The sequence below is a fragment of the Ketobacter sp. genome (assembly GCF_003671495.1).
Lineage (GTDB): Bacteria > Pseudomonadota > Gammaproteobacteria > Pseudomonadales > Ketobacteraceae > Ketobacter.
This window is the reverse complement of record NZ_RCHN01000028.1, coordinates 54,223-74,012: the sequence shown is the minus strand read 5'-3', so window position 1 is coordinate 74,012 and position 19,790 is coordinate 54,223. Positions and strand designations below refer to the sequence as shown.

Annotated in this window: 19 protein-coding genes; 7 read left to right on the top strand and 12 right to left on the bottom strand. The window is 58.3% G+C overall.

Features of this window, described 5'->3' with window-relative positions; all coding sequences use genetic code 11:
• The first annotated feature begins 30 nt into the window (after nt 1-30).
• From D9N14_RS14190 to D9N14_RS14175, 4 genes are all read left to right on the top strand, one after another.
• Nucleotides 31-933, top strand: a complete 903-nt coding sequence (locus D9N14_RS14190) for a DUF692 domain-containing protein (protein ID WP_290580797.1) — start codon at nt 31-33, stop codon at nt 931-933.
• Nucleotides 923-1,696 carry a DNA-binding domain-containing protein gene (locus D9N14_RS14185; RefSeq protein ID WP_290580795.1) on the top strand — a complete coding sequence of 258 codons (774 nt, stop codon included), beginning with the start codon at nt 923-925 and terminating at the stop codon, nt 1,694-1,696. The genes D9N14_RS14190 and D9N14_RS14185 overlap by 11 nt, the downstream gene beginning before the upstream one ends.
• Before the next feature lie 65 nt (nt 1,697-1,761).
• Nucleotides 1,762-2,235, top strand: a complete 474-nt coding sequence (locus D9N14_RS14180) for a DoxX family protein (RefSeq protein ID WP_290580793.1) — start codon at nt 1,762-1,764, stop codon at nt 2,233-2,235.
• A gap of 68 nt (nt 2,236-2,303) precedes the next feature.
• Complete coding sequence (locus D9N14_RS14175; RefSeq protein WP_290580791.1) at nt 2,304-2,762, top strand: nuclear transport factor 2 family protein; 459 nt, start codon at nt 2,304-2,306, stop codon at nt 2,760-2,762.
• A 277-nt stretch (nt 2,763-3,039) separates the two neighbouring features.
• Here D9N14_RS14175 and D9N14_RS14170 read toward each other — a convergent pair whose 3' ends face one another.
• From D9N14_RS14170 to glyQ, 3 genes are read right to left on the bottom strand one after another with little or no spacing between them, the layout of a single operon-like run.
• The gene (locus tag D9N14_RS14170; protein WP_290580789.1) at nt 3,040-3,759 is read right to left on the bottom strand and encodes a lysophospholipid acyltransferase family protein; all 720 of its coding nucleotides are present in this window, start codon (nt 3,757-3,759) and stop codon (nt 3,040-3,042) included.
• A gap of 59 nt (nt 3,760-3,818) precedes the next feature.
• Nucleotides 3,819-5,861, bottom strand: coding sequence for a glycine--tRNA ligase subunit beta (gene glyS / locus D9N14_RS14165; RefSeq protein WP_290580787.1), 2,043 nt, complete (start codon nt 5,859-5,861; stop codon nt 3,819-3,821).
• Nucleotides 5,858-6,820 carry a glycine--tRNA ligase subunit alpha gene (gene glyQ, locus D9N14_RS14160; RefSeq protein ID WP_290580785.1) on the bottom strand — a complete coding sequence of 321 codons (963 nt, stop codon included), beginning with the start codon at nt 6,818-6,820 and terminating at the stop codon, nt 5,858-5,860. Before glyQ ends, glyS begins: the two co-directional genes overlap by 4 nt.
• 193 nt (nt 6,821-7,013) lie before the next feature.
• Here glyQ and D9N14_RS14155 point away from each other — a divergent pair, with 193 nt between their 5' ends.
• Entirely contained in the window at nt 7,014-7,784 is a 771-nt protein-coding gene (locus D9N14_RS14155; protein ID WP_290580783.1) for a dual specificity protein phosphatase family protein, read from the top strand.
• A gap of 8 nt (nt 7,785-7,792) precedes the next feature.
• On the opposite strand, the gene D9N14_RS14150 is transcribed toward D9N14_RS14155, so the two are convergent.
• The 6 genes from D9N14_RS14150 to D9N14_RS14125 all read right to left on the bottom strand — a co-directional run bounded on the left by D9N14_RS14150 (nt 7,793) and on the right by D9N14_RS14125 (nt 13,763).
• Nucleotides 7,793-8,479 carry a sensor histidine kinase gene (locus D9N14_RS14150; protein ID WP_290580781.1) on the bottom strand — a complete coding sequence of 229 codons (687 nt, stop codon included), beginning with the start codon at nt 8,477-8,479 and terminating at the stop codon, nt 7,793-7,795.
• Nucleotides 8,454-10,106, bottom strand: a complete 1,653-nt coding sequence (locus tag D9N14_RS14145) for a tetratricopeptide repeat-containing response regulator (RefSeq protein WP_290580779.1) — start codon at nt 10,104-10,106, stop codon at nt 8,454-8,456. Before D9N14_RS14145 ends, D9N14_RS14150 begins: the two co-directional genes overlap by 26 nt.
• A gap of 101 nt (nt 10,107-10,207) precedes the next feature.
• Nucleotides 10,208-10,924 carry a YopT-type cysteine protease domain-containing protein gene (locus D9N14_RS14140; protein ID WP_290580777.1) on the bottom strand — a complete coding sequence of 239 codons (717 nt, stop codon included), beginning with the start codon at nt 10,922-10,924 and terminating at the stop codon, nt 10,208-10,210.
• Between the two features lie 199 nt (nt 10,925-11,123).
• Nucleotides 11,124-12,014, bottom strand: a complete 891-nt coding sequence (locus tag D9N14_RS14135) for a fatty acid desaturase (protein WP_290580775.1) — start codon at nt 12,012-12,014, stop codon at nt 11,124-11,126.
• Nucleotides 12,015-12,127: 113 nt separating this feature from the next.
• Complete coding sequence (locus tag D9N14_RS14130; RefSeq protein ID WP_290580773.1) at nt 12,128-13,141, bottom strand: AraC family transcriptional regulator; 1,014 nt, start codon at nt 13,139-13,141, stop codon at nt 12,128-12,130.
• Entirely contained in the window at nt 13,119-13,763 is a 645-nt protein-coding gene (locus tag D9N14_RS14125; protein ID WP_290580771.1) for a hypothetical protein, read from the bottom strand. The genes D9N14_RS14130 and D9N14_RS14125 overlap by 23 nt, the downstream gene beginning before the upstream one ends.
• A gap of 206 nt (nt 13,764-13,969) precedes the next feature.
• Between D9N14_RS14125 and D9N14_RS14120 the strand changes: the two genes are divergently transcribed.
• Both D9N14_RS14120 and D9N14_RS14115 read left to right on the top strand, forming a co-directional pair.
• Entirely contained in the window at nt 13,970-14,767 is a 798-nt protein-coding gene (locus tag D9N14_RS14120) for a hypothetical protein (protein WP_290580769.1), read from the top strand.
• A gap of 62 nt (nt 14,768-14,829) precedes the next feature.
• The gene (locus tag D9N14_RS14115; RefSeq protein ID WP_290580767.1) at nt 14,830-16,935 is read left to right on the top strand and encodes an alkyl/aryl-sulfatase; all 2,106 of its coding nucleotides are present in this window, start codon (nt 14,830-14,832) and stop codon (nt 16,933-16,935) included.
• Between the two features lie 5 nt (nt 16,936-16,940).
• On the opposite strand, the gene D9N14_RS14110 is transcribed toward D9N14_RS14115, so the two are convergent.
• From D9N14_RS14110 to D9N14_RS14100, 3 genes are read right to left on the bottom strand one after another with little or no spacing between them, the layout of a single operon-like run.
• The gene (locus tag D9N14_RS14110) at nt 16,941-17,927 is read right to left on the bottom strand and encodes an NAD(P)H-quinone oxidoreductase (protein WP_290580765.1); all 987 of its coding nucleotides are present in this window, start codon (nt 17,925-17,927) and stop codon (nt 16,941-16,943) included.
• Nucleotides 17,924-19,186 carry a tetratricopeptide repeat protein gene (locus D9N14_RS14105; protein ID WP_290580763.1) on the bottom strand — a complete coding sequence of 421 codons (1,263 nt, stop codon included), beginning with the start codon at nt 19,184-19,186 and terminating at the stop codon, nt 17,924-17,926. Before D9N14_RS14105 ends, D9N14_RS14110 begins: the two co-directional genes overlap by 4 nt.
• Nucleotides 19,183-19,788, bottom strand: coding sequence for an energy transducer TonB (locus tag D9N14_RS14100; RefSeq protein ID WP_290580761.1), 606 nt, complete (start codon nt 19,786-19,788; stop codon nt 19,183-19,185). The genes D9N14_RS14105 and D9N14_RS14100 overlap by 4 nt, the downstream gene beginning before the upstream one ends.
• Nucleotides 19,789-19,790: the final 2 nt, after the last annotated feature.

Sequence of the window (19,790 nt, the reverse complement as noted above, 5' to 3'; positions counted from 1 at the left end):
CGTAAATTAATGCTTAAGAGGAGTAGAACGATGTCTCATTTCAATGCGTCGATGGTGGGTGTGGGATTGCGTCATCCCCATTATGAGATGGCGTTGGATGGGGCGTCGTCCATAGATTTTGTGGAAGTGCACGCCGAGAACTTTTTTGCAGCGGGCGGGCTGACCTGCACCTTGCTGGAGGAGATTGGCAACCGTTACCGATTAAGTCTGCACGCCACCGGACTGGGCCTGGGTTCCGCCGTCGGGGTGGACGATCAGCACCTGCAACGCCTGCAGCATCTGGTGGACCGCAGTGATCCCCTGTTGGTATCGGATCACGCGGCCCTGGCCAGGAGTCATTTTGAACAGCGCCCGGTGCATGCCGGTGATCTGTTACCGGTGGAATTTTCAGTACAGGCCCTGGCGGTGTTGGTGGAAAACGTGGACCGGGTTCAACAGCATCTGGGGCGGCGCCTGCTGGTGGAAAACATTGCCCAGTACATTGCCCTGCAACCGGCAGATCTCAGTGAGACCGCGTTTCTGGTGTCCCTGGTGGAGCAAACCCAATGTGGCCTGCTGCTGGATCTGAATAACCTGCTGGTGAATGCGCACAATCAAGGGCGATCTGATCCCCTGCAGTATGCCAAAGCCTGGCTGCGGGATATTCCTGCCCAGGCGGTGGGTGAACTTCACTTGGCGGGAAGTACCCCGGTAGGCGATGCCGACATCCAGGTGGATGATCACGCGCAACCGGTTTCGCAAACCTGCTGGGATCTGTATCGCTATGCCCTGACCCGGTTTGGCCCGGTGCCCACTCTGGTGGAATGGGATAACCAGTTGCCATCCTGGTCGGTGTTGTTGCAACAGGCGGAACAGGCCCGTGCCATTTTGAACGAGTCCACTTCTGGTTTGAAAGAGTCCGCTACTGGCGAGGTGAATGGCGATGATCTCTGATCGTGAACGGGCGGCATTGCAGCAGCGGCAACAACAACTGATCCAATGTGTGTTTGATCAGGACAGCCCCTGCACCACCGGCCTGCGGGTGTATCGCCACAGCTTGTGGACCAACGGGGCCCGTGCGCTCAGCACCACTTATCCCGTGCTGACCCGGCTGTTGGGTAATGAGGCCATGGCGGTACTGGCCCGCACGCTTCTGCGTCAGTCCCCACCCAGCGCTGGGGACTGGGCGGAATGGGGTGAAGGCCTGATTCCGCTGGTGGATTCAGCACCGGAGCTGGCACAGATGGACTTTCTGCCGGACGTAGCCCGATTGGAATGGTCCTGGCATCAGGTGAGCCGGTGGGCACCCCTGCCCCTTGACCCCGGCAGCCTGAACCGGCTGCAGGAATGTGCTCCGGAAGACATTCGCCTGCAGCTGTCACCGGCCATTGTGCTACTGCGCAGCCCGTTCCCAATCGATGCGATCTGGCGTGCTCATCGCCCGGTGTCTGCACAGCATGGCCAGGACCACCACAGCCTGGATCTCGGTGCGCTGTCCCGGGCCATTGCCGAACAGGATGACGACTGCTTCCTGTTGATTGATCAGCGCCGTAGCCGTGCTCACCTGCAGCGGCTTTCCGGCGAAGAATTCCAATGGTTTGACGATCTGCTGCGCGGCCTCGATCTGGCCGAATTGCTGGAGCGTCACCCCGATTTTAATTTTGTGCACTGGTTTTCCCGGGCGGTACAGCATCAATGGATTACGCACCTGCGTTAACCGCCACCAAAAAACCGGTTTAAACCCGATTACCCAACCCACTGCTATCTATCAGGAGAAAATCCATGAACCACCTTACCCACCTGGCGCTACCGCTTATTGAAAAGGCGGACATCAGTCTGTCGAAACTGCATTCACCGGTGATGTTGGCGGCCCGACTCTATTTGGCCAACGTGTTCTTTAGTGCCGGCCTCACCAAGTTGCGGGACTGGGACAGCACCCTGTTCCTGTTTGCGGAGGAATACCAGGTTCCCCTGCTGCCCTATGAACTGGCCGCATGGCTCGGCACCGCCGGTGAATTGCTGTTTCCCATTCTGCTGGTGCTGGGGTTGTTTTCCCGCTTGTCGGCACTGGCACTGTTTGTGGTGAACCTGGTGGCGGTGATCAGCCTGCCGGAGATTGCCACCGCCGCACTTTACCTGCACGTGATCTGGGGCATCCTGCTGCTGCAGACCGCAGTCTACGGAGGTGGAATGTTGGCGATGGACACCCTGCTGGGGCGCAGTCGTCACCGCCCTGCCAAGGCGACACCGCATTGATCCCGATTCTGGAATGCCGAACCTGCAATCCCGAACCAGGCCAACTCTTTCCATCACAGGAGAACATCATGAGCACCACCACTGACCACAAGCAAGATCCGGAGCCGGGCCGACCCCCGTTGCCACCCTTTACCGAACAAACTGCCCGCATCAAGGTGCAGGCGGCGGAGGATGCCTGGAACAGCCGCGATCCCAAGCGGGTGGCCCTGGCCTATACCCCCGATTCCCAATGGCGAAACCGCGATGAGTTTCTGCTGGGACGGGACCAGATAGAAGCCTTTCTCACCCGCAAATGGGAGCGGGAGCTGGATTACCGGCTGCGCAAACAGCTATGGGCCTTCACCGCTAACCGCATTGCGGTGACCTTTGAGTATGAATGGCACGACCACGACGGCCACTGGTTCCGCTCCTATGGCAACGAAATGTGGGAGTTTGCGGAAAACGGGCTCATGCAGCGCCGTATCGCCAGCATCAACGATCTGCCGATCCTGCCGGAGCAGCGCACATTACGGGAACACTCTGGATAAATCTGTGGATAAAAATGTGAATAAGGACATGCTTACCGGACAGTCCACTGATTGTGGGCGTCCGGGTGTTATCCGGTCAAACTGATTAAGGTACTTTATCAGTTGATTAAAAAACATTGAATAACAATGACTTATGTGTATAGTTCGATTTTAGTCAAGGGCCGGTTGTAAGTGATGGCTCACACTCGAGGAAAAAAATAAATTAAATTTAGTATTTTTCCCGTCTGTGGATAACCGTGTTACTGATTGAAACAGACCCCGTGACAATCGGGAACACTCATGATCCATTGTTGAGCAAAATCTGCTTTTCGCCGTTCAACCACTGCTCTAGTTGGGCGTTGAGCTGCTTGGCGGACTTGCCTTCGGAAGGCACCGGTGCGCCAATTTTCACCACAATTTCACCCGGAATCTTGGCCAGTTTGTGGGCAGGCCAATGTTGTCCGGCGTTATGTACCACCGGCAGCACCGCCACCCCGCTTTTCACCGCCAACATGGCCCCGCCCGGCATATGGCTGCGGGTTTCACTGGGGGGCACCCGGGTGCCTTCCGGAAAAATCAGCACCGACAGCCCGTCACTCAGGCGATTCTGTCCCTGGCGCAGAATCTCTTTGAGGGCGGTGGCTTTCTTCTTGCGATCGATGACGATGGGGCGCGACCAGCGCAGCAGCCAGCCGAAAATGGGAATGTAGGTGAGCTCTTTCTTCAGCACCGTACAGACCGGATAGAGCAGATGATACAGGGCATAGGTTTCCCAGGTGCTTTGATGGTTGGACACAATCACTAAGGGCTGGCGGGGAATGTTCTCGCGCCCAATGACCCGCACCCGAATACCGCAGATGATGCGCAGGTACCACAGGATACTTTGAGTCCAGAGCACGAAAAAGCGGGTGCGACCGCGAAAGCCGATGAAGGGGCCGATCAATACCACAGGCACACTGATCAGAATCACACTCATGCTGTAGAACAGATTAAAGATCAGACCGCGTATGACGTTCATGGAAATTCCAGGCAACCCTCAAACGGGGGCAAAGGGCCCCCGGCAAAATGCGAATGTGTTTATTGCAACTCGGCGATATCGGCAATATCCAAAAACAACTGATGCAGTTGACTGAGCAGCGACAACCGGTTGTTGCGCAGCGCTTCGTCCTCCACGTTTACCATCACCTTGTCAAAGAACGCGTCCACCGGTTCCCGCAGGGCGGCCAGGGCTTCCAGGCGGGATGGGTAATCCATGCTGCTGTCACTTTGATGCAGGGCAATGGCGCTGGCCAGGGTTTGTTCTTCGGCATCCTGCAACAGGGATTCGTTCAATGGTGGCAGGGCCGCGCTTTGATCTCGCTTGGAAAGAATATTGCCCACCCGCTTGTTGGCGGCGGCCAAGGCTTCCGCCTGGGGTAACTGCTTGAAGGCCTGAACCGCTTTGGCCCGCTGGTAAAAATCCAACGGTTGGGTGGGGTTCACCGCCAGCACCGCTTTAACGATGTCGACGCTGATGCCCTCTTCCACAAACCAGGTCTGGTAGCGGCCGTTCATGAAGGCCATAAAATCCGCGACGGCGTTGTCGTTGGTGAGCTTGTCGCCGTACAGGGCGGCGGCCTGCTCACCCAGTTGCAGCAAATCCAGGGCCAGTTCCTTGCCGACGATGATGCGCAATGCACCCAAAGCAGCCCGACGTAAGGCGAAGGGGTCCTTGTCGCCGGTGGGGTGTTTGCCGATGCCCAGAATCCCCACCAGAGTATCCACTTTGTCAGCGATGGCAACCGCCTGACCGGTGGTGGTGCCCGGCAATTCATCGCCGGCAAAACGGGGCTGGTACTGCTCGTTCAACGCCAGTGCCACTTCGTCAGCTTCACCATCGTGACGGGCGTAGTAAGTGCCCATGATGCCTTGCAGTTCCGGGAACTCGCCCACCATTTCCGTCGACAAATCGCATTTTGACAGCAGGCCGGCACGCTCTGCCATGGCCACGTCAGCACCCAGGGTTCTGGCGATATAACCCGCCAGTTTGGACACCCGTTCGGCCTTGTCGTAAACGCTGCCCAGTTCGTTCTGGAACACCACATTCTTTAAGCGTTCATTATGGGATTCCAGCGTGTTTTTCTTGTCCTGCTTGAAAAAGAATTCCGCGTCATTCAAACGCGGGCGCACGACCTTTTCGTTGCCTTCCACAATGAATTCGGGATGCGTACTGTCCAGGTTGGCGACGGTAATAAAACGGGGCAGCAATTTGCCGCTGTTGTCCAGCAGGCAGAAATACTTCTGGTTGTCCTGCATGGTGGAGATCAGGGCTTCCTGGGGCACTTCTAGGAAACGCTCTTCAAAGGAACACACCAGGGGCACCGGCCATTCCACCAGCGCCGTCACTTCGTCCAGCAAATCATCCGGCACAATGGCCGTGCCGTTTTCCTGGGCGGCTAACGCATGGACTCTGCTTTTGATGATCTCGCGGCGCTCGGCAAAATCGGCAATGACCCAGGCGGCGCGCAGGTCTTCCAGATAATGGGCCGGTGCACTGATGCGCACGCTTTCCGGATGATGAAAACGATGGCCTCTGGACTCGTGACCCGCTGTTTGCGCCAGGATATTGCACTCCACCACCTGGTCACCCAACAGCATCACCAGCCATTGGGTGGGGCGTACGAATTCCACGCGGGACGCACCCCAACGCATGCGTTTGGGAATCGGCAGATCATTCAGGGACTGTGCCACGATCTCCGGCACCAATTGCTGCGCAGGGTTGCCTTTCACTTCCTGCACGTAACGCAGTTTGGGGCCGCTGCGATCCAGATCTGCCACCTCCACGCCATTTTTCCTGGCAAAGCCCAGGGCGGCTTTGGTGGGATTGCCGTCGGCATCGAACGCCGCCTGAACCGGAGGACCATCAATATTCTGCACGCGATCCGGTTGCTGTTTGGCCAGGGCTTTCACCAGCACCGCCAGTCTGCGTGGCGCGGCATAGGCTTGCACTTCACCGTGGGGTAAACCGGCGGCCTCCAGGCCTTTGACAATGCCGTCACGAAAGCTTTGGGATAAGGTGTTCAAGGCTTTTGGCGGCAGTTCTTCGGTGCCCAACTCCACCAGGAAATCCGCGTTGCTCATGCTGCGTCCTCCTGTGCCAGTTTCGCCAGCACTTCATCGCGCAGGGTGGCCTCCGCCATGGGGAAGCCCAGCTTGGCGCGGGCTTTCAGGTAGCTTTTGGCGATGTTGCGGGCCAGGGTGCGCACCCGCAGTATGAATCGCTGACGCTCGGTGACCGAGATGGCGCGGCGGGCATCCAACAGGTTAAAGGTGTGGGAGGCTTTAACCACCATTTCATAGGCGGGTAACGGTAATTCCTGCTCCATTAATTTATTGGATTCCGCTTCGTAGTAATCGAACAGTTCGAACAGCTTGGGCACATTGGCGTGCTCGAAGTTGTAGGTGGACATCTCCACTTCGTTCTGGTGGAACACATCGCCGTAAGTGACCTTGCCGAAGGGGCCGTCGGTCCACACCAGGTCGTACACCGAATCCACGCCCTGCAGGTACATGCACAGGCGCTCCAGGCCGTAGGTGATCTCACCGGTCACCGGATAGCACTCCACGCCGCCCACCTGCTGGAAATAGGTGAACTGGGTGACTTCCATGCCGTTCAGCCACACCTCCCAACCCAGACCCCAGGCACCCAGGGTTGGGGATTCCCAGTTGTCTTCCACAAAGCGTACGTCGTGGGCGTTGGTGTCGATGCCCAGCAGGCGCAGGGATTCCAGATACAACTCCTGAATATTGGAGGGGCTGGGCTTCAGCACCACCTGGAACTGGTAGTAGTGTTGCAGGCGGTTGGGGTTTTCCCCGTAGCGGCCATCGGTGGGGCGGCGGCTGGGTTGCACGTAGGCCGCATTCCAGGTCTCGGGGCCAATGGCCCGCAGGAAAGTGGCGGTGTGAAAGGTGCCCGCCCCCATTTCCATATCGTAAGGCTGGATCACCACGCAGCCCCGGGAGGCCCAGAAGTTCTGCAGGGTGAGGATCAATTCCTGAAAAGTCAGGGGCTTGGATTGGCCGGACGTCTGTTCGCTCATGGAAAACCTTGATCGTGAAGCGCTCAAATTCAAAAGGCGCCTATTATAGCCTGATAACCGTGGCGGCTTCGATACTTGGATGGCTTGGGCTGGTGTGTCAATCCGATTGATTAAATGAGAAGGATATCCGTGCAACTTTCTACAATGGGGCGACGTATTAAAGGTGAAGCAACCCAACAATGAGGATTTCACCATGCCAAACACCCTGTTCGGATTAAATTGCTACGAAGATAACGTCCAGACTGAAATGGGCTTCAAAAACTTCCAGTGGGTACACCATGGCCGCGTGGCCCGCGCTTCCCAGCCGAACTACAACAACACCGATCGGGTTCAGGAATACAGCATGCACAACATTCTGTTTCTGAAAATGAAAGGCATTCGCTGCATCATCAGTGCGAATCATGAGGGGATCAGCGAAGAGTCCACGCGCAAGCTGGCCGCAGCCAACATCGCCCATCACCACTATCGTGTGGAGGACTTCCAGCCCCCTACGCCGGCCCAGCTGCAAAACGCCGCCAACATGATCCAGCACGTCACGCAGGGTGGTGGTGCGGTGCTGGTGCACTGCGGATACGGACAAGGGCGCACCGGCACCTTTGTGGCCGCCTGGGCCATGCTCAAGTGTTTCGATGGGGGCGATGGCAAGCGCAGCCTGTCGCGCGACCAGATGTGTGACTTGAACTTTTTGAGAACGAATTTTGGTGTGGAAACGCAGCCCCAGGTGAACGCCATTCGCACCGCGGCGGGCTTGGGTGCCGCAGCGCCGGCGGCGATGGCACCGATGGGGTTGGGCCTGGGAATGGGCATGACCAGCGCGGGAAGCTTCGCGCCTCCGATGGCCAGCCCCGGGCAGCCGGTGTTTAACAGTGGGTTGTCGACCTTGGGTGCACCGGTCACCAATAATGCCCCCCTTACCTTTGCCAACGGCGGTGGTGGCAGCGGCCTGTCCGACATCTCTTGGTAAGGGCCGCCCTACTGCGGCAAAAACACACTCACGCAGGCCCCGGAAAGCCGATCGCTGGGGCCCAGTTCCAGGCGGCCCACCTTGTCACCTTCCCGGTGCTGGCTCACCAGGCGCCGGGCGAAATACAGACCCAGGCCGGTGGACTGGCCATCGGCTTTCACGGCTCCCTGTGCCGGATCCGCCTCCAGCATGGTGGCGGGGAACCCCGGACCGTCGTCGTGAATCTGGATGCACAGATAAAACCCCTCGACGATCTCCGCACTCAGCAGGATGGTTTTGGCACCCTCTTTCACCGCGTTGTAGATGGCGGTATCGAGCACGATATTGATGACCCCGGCATCAAAGAAGCCGTCCAGATCCTCGTCGCAGTCGAATTCCAGTGCCAGGCCATGGGCCCGTACGGTGTTGGCGTGGCGGGCCACCTTCTCTTCCAGAAAATCCACCACGAACTGCTGGTCGGAGTTGATGATGTTGTCGCCTTCCAGGGTTTTGTAGCTGGCCAGCACCCGCACCAGTTCGGCACCGATGAATTCGGCTTCGCTTTTGATCTGCTCGGCGTTGTGGGTGGTGGCGTCATCCAGCGGTAAGGCTGCCAGTAATTGATCCAGTTGTGAAAACATCAGCCCGAAGCGGTTTTTGATTTCGTGGATCGAGGCAGCGAGAAGCTGGTCAGCCAGTTGCGGTTTGTGAGTCATCGGAGGATTGTTCTGCCCATAGCAAACGGAGTTTTTCCAAGGTGGGGTAACGGGGATCGCCGCTGTCCATATTCTGCAGCAGCGCAAACAATTCGTTGGCCTGATTGAGATGTTCCTGGGAACGATCCCCCTGCTTGTACAGATTCACCACCGCCTTGAGCGCGTCCAACTGGCAATCCACATCGGCGCAGGGCAGGCGCGTGGACTTGTACAGCACCTCCCAGGCCTCCTCGAAATCCTTCATGCCCAGCAATTCGGCACCGCGCTTTTTCAGCAGCGCCAGGCGGGCTTCCGGAGTGCGGGAAAGGTGGAAATCCAGGATATTGTAATACTTGGTTTGCAGGCGCCGGTCGCCGCCGATCTTCTGCAAGATGCTCTGACAGTAGGCATTGGCATCGGCTTCGTCCTCAAACTGCAGTTTGGCCACCAGCACGTCCAACTGATCGTCCAGGGACAGGGAGGAATCGTCTTTAATCATGGCGCGCACCGCCTGATAGGCCATTTGACCCTCCTCCGGCTTGCCTGCGTTGAACAGGGTTTGCGCTTCCACCAGACCGCACTTCACCATCTGCGATAGATTCAGGTGAAACTCGGTCTTGGCGTTTTCGATCAGGCTGAAGGCTTCGCTGGTGGCGATTTTCTGGTCCCGCATGCTGCCGTGTTTGATCTTGGCCTGCAGGGATTTGGCATAGCGAATCATGTTCTCGGCGTTGCGGAACACCGAGTTGCGGGACAGGCCGGACGCCTTGCGGCAGGCTTTGTACATGGTCTCCATGTCGCCGTTCAGCTCCGCCAGCCGGGCCAGCTCCTGCTGCCGCACCACCGCTTTGGGGGATTCCTCCACCGCCTGCTGCAACACCGTCTGTGCCGCCTTGAACTTGCCCTGGGCCTCCAACACCTTGGACAACCAGTCGAAAGCTTCCACATACTTGGACTTGGTTTTCGCCAGGCTTTCCAGCAGGGTCTGGGCCGCTTCGTAGTTACCCTGGTAATACTCCACTTTACCCATACCCAGGACCGCCCAGGCCACTCTTTTGATGCCGAGCACGGTGTCGTAAATGTCCCTGGCCTCTTCGTAGCGCTGCTCGCCGATCAGCAGTTTGCCCTTGATGCGATAGGCCGGCAGGGCGAACTTGGGCTTCTCCACCGCCAGCCGGTTGCAGGCTTCCAGGGCGCCGTTGATGTCCTTCTTGTCGATGGCCCGGTTGATCTCCTGATACACATCCTTGGTACGGATGATGCGGTTCAAGCGGGTGCGCAGGATCTCCAGGGTCACCGGCTTGGTGATATAGCCGTCGGGTTCGAATTCCAGGGCACCCATCACCATCTCCACGGTCTGCGCGGCGGTGACCATGATGTACACGGTGGAGGCGGGAATCAGGCCGGAATGGCGCACCTCTTCCAGGATCTGCTGGCCATCCTTGCCCCGCCCCAGCTCGTAGTCCGAGAACACGATGTTGTAGCGGTTGTAAGCCATCTTGGTGAGTGCTTCCTCACCGTTGTTCACGGTCTCCATCTTCTGCACGCCCAGGCTGGCCAGCATGGATTTCATGGAAGAGCGCATCTCTGCCAGATCCTCGATGATCAGCACGCTCTTCTTGTGATAGGGAATCAGATCTAACGCCATTGGCTACCGTGACACAGTCCATTGATTGAAGCTCATCCTATAAGTGTAGGAGCTTTACCGCGTGGCGCCAGCCGCTGCCCTTTTCGGGGGCAGCGGTTGGATCAGAAGGAGACCTGACCGTAGCTGCCTTCGGGGTCTGTGAAAGAGGTCACCGCCACCAGCTTGGAAAACTTGTTGGCGTACTTGAACTTGGTCCAGAATCCTTTCATGAACTTGCTGAAAGCGGTGAAATCCGGGAAGTAGAACTCTCCGTAATTGGGGTCCATGAAGACCACGGTATCGTCGATGACCCGGGCGGCCATGGCGTGAGCACCGCTATCGCCGTAGATACTGATGGTTTTATAGCCGCTGGTGCGGGTGCACATCTGGGCCAAGGTCTCCCCGCTCACCACGTTCTGCTGCAGGGAATCCCCATTCTGGTTGCGCTGGCAGGGGGTTTCGAAGGTGATTTTGGGGGCGTACCAGTTCATTACCGCCGTGGGGTTGAGACCGCTCTGGATCAGGTATTCCTTCTGCTTCACCAGCTTGGCGTCATGCTGCATGATGGTTTTCAGGGCCACGAAGGGGGCGCCCACGCCGGCGGAGGCATTGCGGTCAGCCAGGGAGGGGCAGGCCACCGCCGGGGGTTTGAACCATCCCCAGAAGCTCTGCTCATTGGCGGTTTTGATGATCCACTGGATGGACATGGCCAGACACCAGCCACCGTTTACCAGGGAGCCCCCGCTCTTGACCCGGATGTCCAGGCCCTGCCGATACAGCACCAGAACCTGGCCGCCGAATTTCTGTACTCCTGTGCTTACTTTTGTATCCCAACTCATGATGTTGCTCCGATCAAACGAAAGATGACTGCTCTGACCGGTCTATCGCAGATTCTGTGCCAATATTGTAATCTGTTGTATTTGTTAGGAAAAATGAGATTCAGGATAATTTATGATCAGGCGGGAACGGGGTCAGATCAGCGTGTCGGGGCAGTGGTGACCTGTCACTTTCTGGATCTGACAGGCCACCTTGATGGCATTACACGGGCAGGTTGTAAGGGTGCAGGCCAAAGGCTTTGACCTTGGCGGGCTGCTGGGCCTCGTGGTATTGGGTTGCCGCTCGCCACACCTTTTTATAACGATAGAACGGCACCGTGGGATACAGGTGATGGGCCAGGTGGTAATTCTGGTACATCATCAGCGGAGTCAGCAGCCATTCCCAGCCTTCGCGGATCAGGGTGGCCTGGAACGGCGCGTCTTTGTCCTTATAGGTGTGGGGTACGTGGGGCAGGTACATGAACACCAGGCAGATCAGCCACACCATGAGCCGGGTGGGGATGAACCACAGGATCAACACCTCCAGGGGGAAGAACACGGCCACCATGCCGACGATGGACAGGCCCAGGGCCAGTTCGGTGTAGATGCGGGTCAGGTTGATATCCGGATACTGGTCGCGGTACTTGTTGTAGACCCAAATGTAGCGAAAATCCCAGAAAAACCATAAAAATAGTACGTTCTTCCAATCCTGGACCAGATCGTGATCCGGGTCCAGGGTGTCGTTGGTAAAGCGGTGATGCTGCATGTGCATCAGCCCCAGCAGCTTGCCGCTGGTGAGCGGCAGGTAGCCGAACGCGGTTTGGTACAGCGCCCACTCGTTGATCCAGGATTTGCTGGAGACCGACTTATGCATGGCATCGTGGGCCGGGGTGAACAGGGCGTAATAGGCGATGGTGTTCACCAGACAGCCCAGCCACAGATTAATCTGATCCGTAAGGGCCAGATACCACACCCCGGCCACCAGGGCCTGGGAGGCAAACAGCAGGATCACCGTGGGCCAGGCCACCAGCGGTTTCTTGCGCAGGGTGGCAATGGCCGCTTTCTCTGCGGCGCCCAGGCTGGGCTGGGGTTGAGGTTGGATGTGCGTCGTCATCGGGGTTCTCCTTTTGTTCTTATGTGCCGGAGAATGGCATAGACGGATTGTCTACAGGAGGACCGGGGCGGACGATCAGGGGGACATTTGCCGCCAAGCTGACGGAGTGTTGATCAGCGTCGGTATTCCGATGGCAACTGGCCGAACCAGCGTTTGAAGGCACGGCGGAAACTGGACTGGTCGTGATAGCCCAATTGTTCGGCGATGGACTCAATGGTGTGGCGGGTATGCTCCAGATAATAACGGGCGAGCCGCTTCTGTTCCTGGTCCACCAGCTGTTTGTAAGTACTTCCTTCCTCCCTGAGCTTTCTTAACAGGGTGCGTGGCGAGACGTTCAGCATATACGCCACCTGATCCTGGCCCAGGGTGCGACCGGGTGTCTGGCGCAGGATGGTGAGAGTACGGGCGGTGAAGGAGGCGGCCTTGTGCAAGCGCTCGAACTGTTGCTCGCATTGCTGAACGGCCCATTGCTGCAGGGCAGCATCGTGGGTGGCCACCGCCAGATCCCCCACCTCCCGGGGCAGCAGCATGCGGTTCACCGGGTGGCCGAAGCTCAGCGTGCCGGGCAGGATTTCATGATAGAGGGCGCCGTAATCCGGCTCGGGGAAGGCCAGCTCCAGGGTCAGGTCCGCCACCCGGTCCCCCAGCAGAAAGCGCAGGGTGGACACCTGGGACACCAGCAGGGCGTCCAACAGGAACTGACCCACCGCATCCCGCTCCACCCGCAGGGAAAACTGGATGATCAGGGTGTCGGCCACCACCTCCAGGGATTGCTCAACAAACTGCGCCCGGGTGGGGTGGTAGCGCGCCAGCACCTGCAATCCCTCCATCACAGTGGGGCAGGCCATGGTGGCCACACCCACCAGGCCGTGGGTCATCAGGGAATAGCGTTCTCCTGCCCGCAGCCCCAGTCCGGGGGCGCCGTAGAGTGCCAGGGCGTTGGTGATGATGCGGTGCTGCTCCGGCCAGGAGATGTAGCCTTCCTTCTCCAGGAACTGCTGTGGGGTCAGCCCGGTGTCCGCCAGCAGGGCGGGCAGCTGATGGTGGTCAAGGTTCAGTACCCCCGCCAGGATGCGGGAGTAGTCGATGGCAAAGACCAGATCCTCAGAAGTCGATGGCCTGGGCAATGCGTTCCGCCTGCTTGGCCATAAAACGATCAATTTCGCCCTGGCGGTTGTTGGATGGGGTTTCCCCCTCGTGGTAGCGGCACATCTCCATGGCCAGGCGTTTGGCCCGTTCTGCCTGGGCGGCGTCTTCCAACTGAGCAGCGATGCGGAACAACTGCAGGGCACACAATTCGTACTGGGAGCGGGCGTCTTCGGTGTCCACCCCATCTTCCCAATACTTCTGTTCGATCTGCAACATGGGGCGGAAGCGCTTGGCGTCGCGGGCGGCGTTATAGCCCTCCTGCCAGGCCTGGGCGAGCACTTCCTCCTCAAAGGGGTTCTGCCGTTCCTGGCTGGGGTCGAACTCGGAATCCCCCAGGTCATAGGCAATGTGCTCGGCCTTGAGCTGGGCCACTTTGGTGTCCTCGGCGTGTTCGCTCTGGTACTTGGCCAGCATCAGCTGAGCCTGGGCATTGCAGACCTGCAGCGCGCGATGGGCGGAATCGGTGATGGTCTGATGCAGGCGGGAGGTATTGAACGTTTGGGTGTCACCGGCAAGAAACAGATCGTCCTGATCCGAAAACATCGCCAGATCATCAGGTGCAATGATCAGGTCCGGTTCATCCAGTATCGGCGCTTCCACAGCCTTCCCCTCGTCTTGTCTTTATTGTGTTGATGATTCTACCAGCCAGGCCCGATTTATACAGGACTCATTTACACCAAAGCCATCGACTGGATCAATTTTTCGCGGGTTTGGCGGTGTCGTCCGGCCAGGCCAGTGCATTGAACTTTGCGGCCATCCCTGTATGCTATCGAACGTCCTGTTACACGTTGAGGAAGGGAAAAACCATGCTTCACAGAACACGGCAGCGATTGCTCATCGCGCTGCTGCATGCCAGCCTACTGCCGGTTCTAGCCTGGGCGGAGACCGACAACCGGGCGGCGGCCCAGGCCAACAATCCGCTCGCCAATATGACTGCTTTCAATGTCCAGGATTACTACATTGGTGACCTGAGCGATACCGACAAAACCGCCAATCAGGCCTGGCTGCGCTTCGCCAAGCCCTTCAGCCTGGGGGACAGCAACTGGCTGTTGCGAGCGTCTCTGCCTTTCAACCGGTTCCCGGTGGGTCCCGGCGGCAGCAGTGAGAGCGGCATTGGCGATCTCAACCTGTTTACGGCTTACCTGATTGATACGGGCAACCCGGCCATCAGTTTTGGGGTGGGTCCGCAGCTCACCGCCCCCACTGCCACCGAGGATGCCGTGGGCAGTGAAAAGTGGTCAGCGGGCTTGGTGAATGTCTTGTTCAACGCCACTTCGGCACAGTTCCAGTTTGGTTATCTGCTTTCCTGGCAGCACAGCTTCGCCGGAGAAGACGACCGCGATACCGTGAACGTGGGCGCTTTCCAACCGTTCGGCATGTATCAATTGGGGGGAGGCACCTATCTGCGTGCGGCCCCCATCTGGGTGTACAACTTTGAGAACGACCATTACAGTGTGCCGGTGGGCATCGGCATCGGCCAGGTGTTCAAGCAACAGAAAACCGTTTACAACCTGTTCATCGAGCCTCAATTTTCCCTGGCAGACGACGGCCCCGGGCAGCCCCAGTGGCAGGTCTACATGGGACTCAACATGCAATTTCTCTAACGCGGATTTTTTGCTCAGTGGGAATTCAATCTAATCACACTCAGGATAACAAAAGGAGAGTCATGATGACCGCATCCTCGAATATCGCCCGGGCCCTGTTGATCGCCTGCAGCCTTGGGGCATCCAGCGCCATGGCCGCCGGTGGTGGTGGCGTCCTGTCAGACGCCGGTGCCGCTGAGGGTAAACACTTCCATCCCAAAGGCAAGCTGCCCTCTGAATACACCGTCAAACTGCAACAGTTGCAGCGGGACAGCCTGCCGTTTGAGGACACCCGCGATTTTGAGGAGTCCAAACGCGGCTTCATCGCGGCGCCGGATTACAAACAGATCATGGCGGAAGCCGGCAATGTGGCCTGGGACATGGGCAGCTATGAATGGCTGCTGGAAGAAGGCCAAACCTGGGACAGCATCCACCCTTCCCTGCAACGCCAGGCCATCCTCAACATGAACTACGGCCTGTATGAAGTGTTGCCCGGTAAGATCTATCAGGTGCGAGGCTTCGACCTGGCCAACATCAGTTTTATCAAAAGTGACACCGGCTGGATTGTATTTGATCCCCTGACGGCAAAAGAGACCGCAGCGGCGGCCCTCAAACTGGTTAACGAAAAGCTCGGCAAACGCCCTGTGGTGGCCGTGGTCTATTCCCATTCCCATGCCGACCATTTTGGTGGAGTGCGGGGTGTGGTGGATTTGAAAGACGTCCAGAGTGGTAAAGTCAAAGTCATTGCCCCGGTGGGCTTTATGGATCATGCCGTCGCGGAAAACGTGTACGCCGGTAATGCCATGAACCGCCGCATGTTCTTCCAGTACGGCGTGTTGCTGCCCCGCAGCCCCTTCGGCCACGTGGACCAGTCCATCGGTAAAAACACCGCAGCCGGTAACCTGGGCCTGATCCCACCCAATGTGATCGTGTCCAAAGATCTGGAAACCCTCACCGTCGATGGCGTGAAAATGATATTCCAGAACACTCCGGGCACAGAAGCACCGGCGGAGATGAATACCTACTTCCCGGAGTGGAAAGCCTTCTGGGCGGCGGAGAACATCACCGGCACCATCCACAATATTTATACCCTGCGCGGCGCCCTGGTGCGGGATGCGTTGAAGTGGTCCAAAGAAATCAACCGCGCACTGTACCTGTTCGGTCAGGATGCCCAGGTGATGTTTGCTTCCCACAGCTGGCCACGCTGGGGTAATGAACGCATTCAGGAAGTGATGCGGGCCCAGCGCGACACTTACGCCAACCTCAACAACGGTGTGCTGCACCTGGCCAATCAGGGCGTGACCATCAACCAGATCCACAACCAATACGAAGTGCCAGAAAGTCTGCAACAACAATGGTCCGCACGCAGCTATCACGGCTCCGTGGAACACAACAGCCGTGCTGTGGTGAACCGTTACCTGGGCTATTGGGATGGCAACCCCACCACCCTGATCCCGCTGTCGCCGGAAGATTCCGCACCGCTGTACGTGGAGATGATGGGTGGCGCAAAGAAAATCCTCAAAAAAGGTCAGCAGCTGTATAACGAAGGCAAGTACCGCCACGCCCAGGAGATCCTCAACAAACTGGTCTATGCGGAACCGGATAACCAGAAAGCCAAGGACCTGCTGGCGGATGTATTCGAGCAGATTGGCTATCAGCAGGAAAGCCCCAGTGTGCGTAACAGCTTCCTGGCCGCTGCCTATGAATTGCGTTCCGGCATTCCCTCCGGTTCCTCCCCGAAGAGTTCCGGTCCGGATATGATCCAGGCCATGAGCACCGAATTGTGGCTGGATTTTCTCGGCATTCGACTGGATAGCCACAAGGCGGAAGGCAAGGCGTTTTCCATTAACCTGGTGACGCCGGACAACAAGGAAAAATTCGCCGTGGAGTTGAGTAACAGCACCCTGACCAGCATTCAGGGCTTTACCAACAAAAACGCAGACCTCACCATCACCATCAACCGTTCCGACCTGGAAAAAACCATGATGGGTGCGGTGAGCTTTGATGATCAGATCAAATCCGGCAAGGCCAAACTGGAGGGCGACAAGTCAGCCTATGAGACCCTGAAAACCCTGTTGGTGCAGTTCGACATCGGCTTTGAACTGATGCCTGGCACCAAGCCCAAGGATCTGACCCCCAACAAAGGCACCTTTGAACAGGCCGACCTGGCAGACACCAGTGGCGGCTGACAGCGCTACGGCAACTCCAGGATGACTTTGCCGGTGGTCAGGTTGCTGGCCACCAGCTCAAAGGCCTGATTGGCCTGGGTAATGGGAAAGCGGCTGTGGACGATCGGCTGCAGTATCGGGTTGGTGTTGGCCGTGGCCGCAAACCCTGGCCACACCTGCTCCCGCAATTGCGCGATCACCGCAGCCTTGCTGGCATCGCTGCGGCTGCGCAGAGTGGAGCCAATGACCCGAATGCGTTTCACCAGCAGGCGGCCCAGATCCAGCGACCCGGAACGGCCTCCCATCAGCCCGATGATCACCAGGCTGCCATCGGTGTTGAGGCACCGGATGTTCTGCTCCAGATAACTGCCGCCCACCGGATCCAGGATTGCGGCCACACCGGCCTTGCCAGCCCAGTCTTTCACTTTGGATTCGAAATCACCTTCGGTGCGCAGGTGTCCGGCATCGGCGCCCAATGCAATGCAGCTGTCCAGTTTGGCCTGATCCCCAACGGTGACGAACACCGGGTTGCCGCGGGCCTTACACAGCTGGATGGCGGCGGTGCCCACTCCGCTGGCACCGGCGTGGACGATGGCCTTCTGGCCAGGTTGCAACTCCGCTAGCATAAACAGATTGAGCCAGGCGGTGGCGAACACTTCCGGCAGGGCAGCGGCCTGAACAAAATCGAAACCGTCGGGTATCGGCAATACGTGATCGGCGTGACACACCACGGTTTCGGCGTAACCGCCCCCCGCCAGCAGTGCACACACTTTGTCCCCCACCTGCCACTGGCGCACATTGGCGCCGATGGCTTTGATCTCACCGGCGCATTCCAAACCCAGAATCTCACTGGCCCCCGGCGGCGGTGGATACAGGCCGGCCCGTTGCATCAGGTCGGCCCGGTTCACCGCAGTGGTCCGCACGGCGATGGCCACCTGATCCGGGCCCAGCGCCGGCTCCGGGTGGTCCTGCCAGCTCAGGGTCTTGTCTGCTTCAATCACAATGGCTTTCATGACGGGTCGGCCTCCAGCTTCAGCTTTTCCTGGCGCTCTTTTTCATAGCGGGCGTATTGAATCCATTGCTGCGCCTGCTGGCTGCGCTCTTCATCCAGGGCTGCCTGCTCAAACGCCGCGATGGCTGCGTCGTATTGTTTCAGATTTATCTGGCATTGTCCCAGCATCAGCCAGGCGGTGGTGGACTGTTTGAGCTCGCCCTTGTCCAGGCCGGTGAGCAGTGCCTTGCTGGCTTCTTCCCAGCGGGCCAGCTGATACAGGGCGTTGCCCAGCATGATGTCCAGCTCGCCGTCTTTGGATTGGGCTGCCGCCGCCCGCAGCGGCACCAGGGCCTTTTCGTATTCCCGCGCCATGGTGTAGGCGGACGCCAGAAAACGCAGATTGCGGATGTTGCGTTTGACAACGCCTTTCTGCATGCCCTCTTCCAGAATCTGCGCGGTCTTCTGCGGTGCCCCTTCGGCAAAATAAACGCTGGCCAGGGACACAAACTGGGCGTCGGTATTCAACAGATCCTTGCGCTCGGCCAGGGCCAGAATCGCCAGGTACTTGTCCATCTGCTCCAACTGGGCATAGGCACTGGCCAGGGCCAGCCAGTATTCCTTCTTTGGGAACCAGGCCAGCAGCATGCGGATGGTGCGGATGCGGTGCTCCACGTCGTTCATTTGCGCCAGGCTGGCCTGCAGCAGATTGAGCCAGGATTCCCGCGGGGTTTTGCGGCGGGCCTGATAGCCGTCGATGGCGGTTTCCAGATGGGTGACGGCGGATTTGTACTGCTTCATCTCGTAGTAGCAATGGGCGATCAGGGCGTGGATCTCTTCGCGGTTATCGGTCTCGTTTTCCAGCCAGCGCCGTAAATGGGGTAACGCCTCCCGGTATTGGCTGCGGGCCATGTACACCTGCCCCAGCATCTTGTGATTGCTGTTGCTGAGGCTGACGGGGATGTCGTAGTCGAATACTTTTTCAAAGGCGTCGGCGGACTTGTTCAGCTGACCCTGTTCGTAATACACATAGCCCAGCAGATGCCAGAGCATGGCATTGTCATAGGGGGAATTGCGAGTGTCGCCGGTATGGTCCTCCAGCATCTTTTGCGCGCTGTCCAGTTGCTTTTTTTGCAGTGCGGTCTGGGCATCCACAATCACTTTGTAGACGCGGGCAGTCAGCGAGGGGCTGTCGGCCCGGGCGGGGTTGCCGAACAATAGACTCAGCAACAGGCTCAAAAGCAGGATCAGCGGAACAAGAACAGGCAGCCGGCGCATCATTTCTTCAACTTGAATCGAATGCGGTTCTGCACGCCCTGCACTTCCACCGGAGTGCCGGCGATGTTGCGGGGCTTGAAGCGGAACCGGCGCACCGCATCCAGGGCCGCCTGATCGAAGGTGCCGCGGGGACTGGATTCCACCACCCGGGCATCCTTCACCTCACCCTGGGTGCCGATGGTGAACTCCACCACCACCCAGCCTTCCACCCGGTCAAACAGGGCCTTGCGGGGATACTGTGGCGGTACCCGATACACCGGCAGATACTCGCCGTCGCCCTCACCGATGCCCAGGCCGGGCTCCAATACAAAACTGTCCGCCACCGGCAGTTCGGAAATGGCAAAGGATTCGCCGCTGGGATCCAGGGTTTCAATCTGCAATGCGGCCGGTGGTGGCGGTTCGGAAGGTTTCGGTGGTGGCTCGGGCTTCAGGTCTTCCAGGCGCAGATTGGGGTCCCGCTTCTCGCGAATGAAATTGACCAGATTCAATCGGCTGTTATCGGCCACCGGCACCTCACTGGTTTTGATCAGGGCGATCATCAGCGCAAACAGAAAGGTAACCATCCAGAAGGCCAACACGAACGCGATGCAATAGCGGCGCAGCATAA

Excerpts from the sequence above, each read along its gene's own strand:
- D9N14_RS14190 (WP_290580797.1), top strand. The coding sequence starts at position 31 with ATGTCTCATTTCAATGCGTCGATGGTGGGTGTGGGATTGCGTCATCCC.
- D9N14_RS14185 (WP_290580795.1), top strand. The coding sequence starts at position 923 with ATGATCTCTGATCGTGAACGGGCGGCATTGCAGCAGCGGCAACAACAA.
- D9N14_RS14180 (WP_290580793.1), top strand. The coding sequence starts at position 1,762 with ATGAACCACCTTACCCACCTGGCGCTACCGCTTATTGAAAAGGCGGAC.
- D9N14_RS14175 (WP_290580791.1), top strand. The coding sequence starts at position 2,304 with ATGAGCACCACCACTGACCACAAGCAAGATCCGGAGCCGGGCCGACCC.
- D9N14_RS14170 (WP_290580789.1), bottom strand. The coding sequence starts at position 3,759 with ATGAACGTCATACGCGGTCTGATCTTTAATCTGTTCTACAGCATGAGT.
- glyS (WP_290580787.1), bottom strand. The coding sequence starts at position 5,861 with ATGAGCAACGCGGATTTCCTGGTGGAGTTGGGCACCGAAGAACTGCCG.
- glyQ (WP_290580785.1), bottom strand. The coding sequence starts at position 6,820 with ATGAGCGAACAGACGTCCGGCCAATCCAAGCCCCTGACTTTTCAGGAA.
- D9N14_RS14155 (WP_290580783.1), top strand. The coding sequence starts at position 7,014 with ATGCCAAACACCCTGTTCGGATTAAATTGCTACGAAGATAACGTCCAG.
- D9N14_RS14150 (WP_290580781.1), bottom strand. The coding sequence starts at position 8,479 with ATGACTCACAAACCGCAACTGGCTGACCAGCTTCTCGCTGCCTCGATC.
- D9N14_RS14145 (WP_290580779.1), bottom strand. The coding sequence starts at position 10,106 with ATGGCGTTAGATCTGATTCCCTATCACAAGAAGAGCGTGCTGATCATC.
- D9N14_RS14140 (WP_290580777.1), bottom strand. The coding sequence starts at position 10,924 with ATGAGTTGGGATACAAAAGTAAGCACAGGAGTACAGAAATTCGGCGGC.
- D9N14_RS14135 (WP_290580775.1), bottom strand. The coding sequence starts at position 12,014 with ATGACGACGCACATCCAACCTCAACCCCAGCCCAGCCTGGGCGCCGCA.
- D9N14_RS14120 (WP_290580769.1), top strand. The coding sequence starts at position 13,970 with ATGCTTCACAGAACACGGCAGCGATTGCTCATCGCGCTGCTGCATGCC.
- D9N14_RS14115 (WP_290580767.1), top strand. The coding sequence starts at position 14,830 with ATGATGACCGCATCCTCGAATATCGCCCGGGCCCTGTTGATCGCCTGC.
- D9N14_RS14110 (WP_290580765.1), bottom strand. The coding sequence starts at position 17,927 with ATGAAAGCCATTGTGATTGAAGCAGACAAGACCCTGAGCTGGCAGGAC.
- D9N14_RS14105 (WP_290580763.1), bottom strand. The coding sequence starts at position 19,186 with ATGATGCGCCGGCTGCCTGTTCTTGTTCCGCTGATCCTGCTTTTGAGC.
- D9N14_RS14100 (WP_290580761.1), bottom strand. The coding sequence starts at position 19,788 with ATGCTGCGCCGCTATTGCATCGCGTTCGTGTTGGCCTTCTGGATGGTT.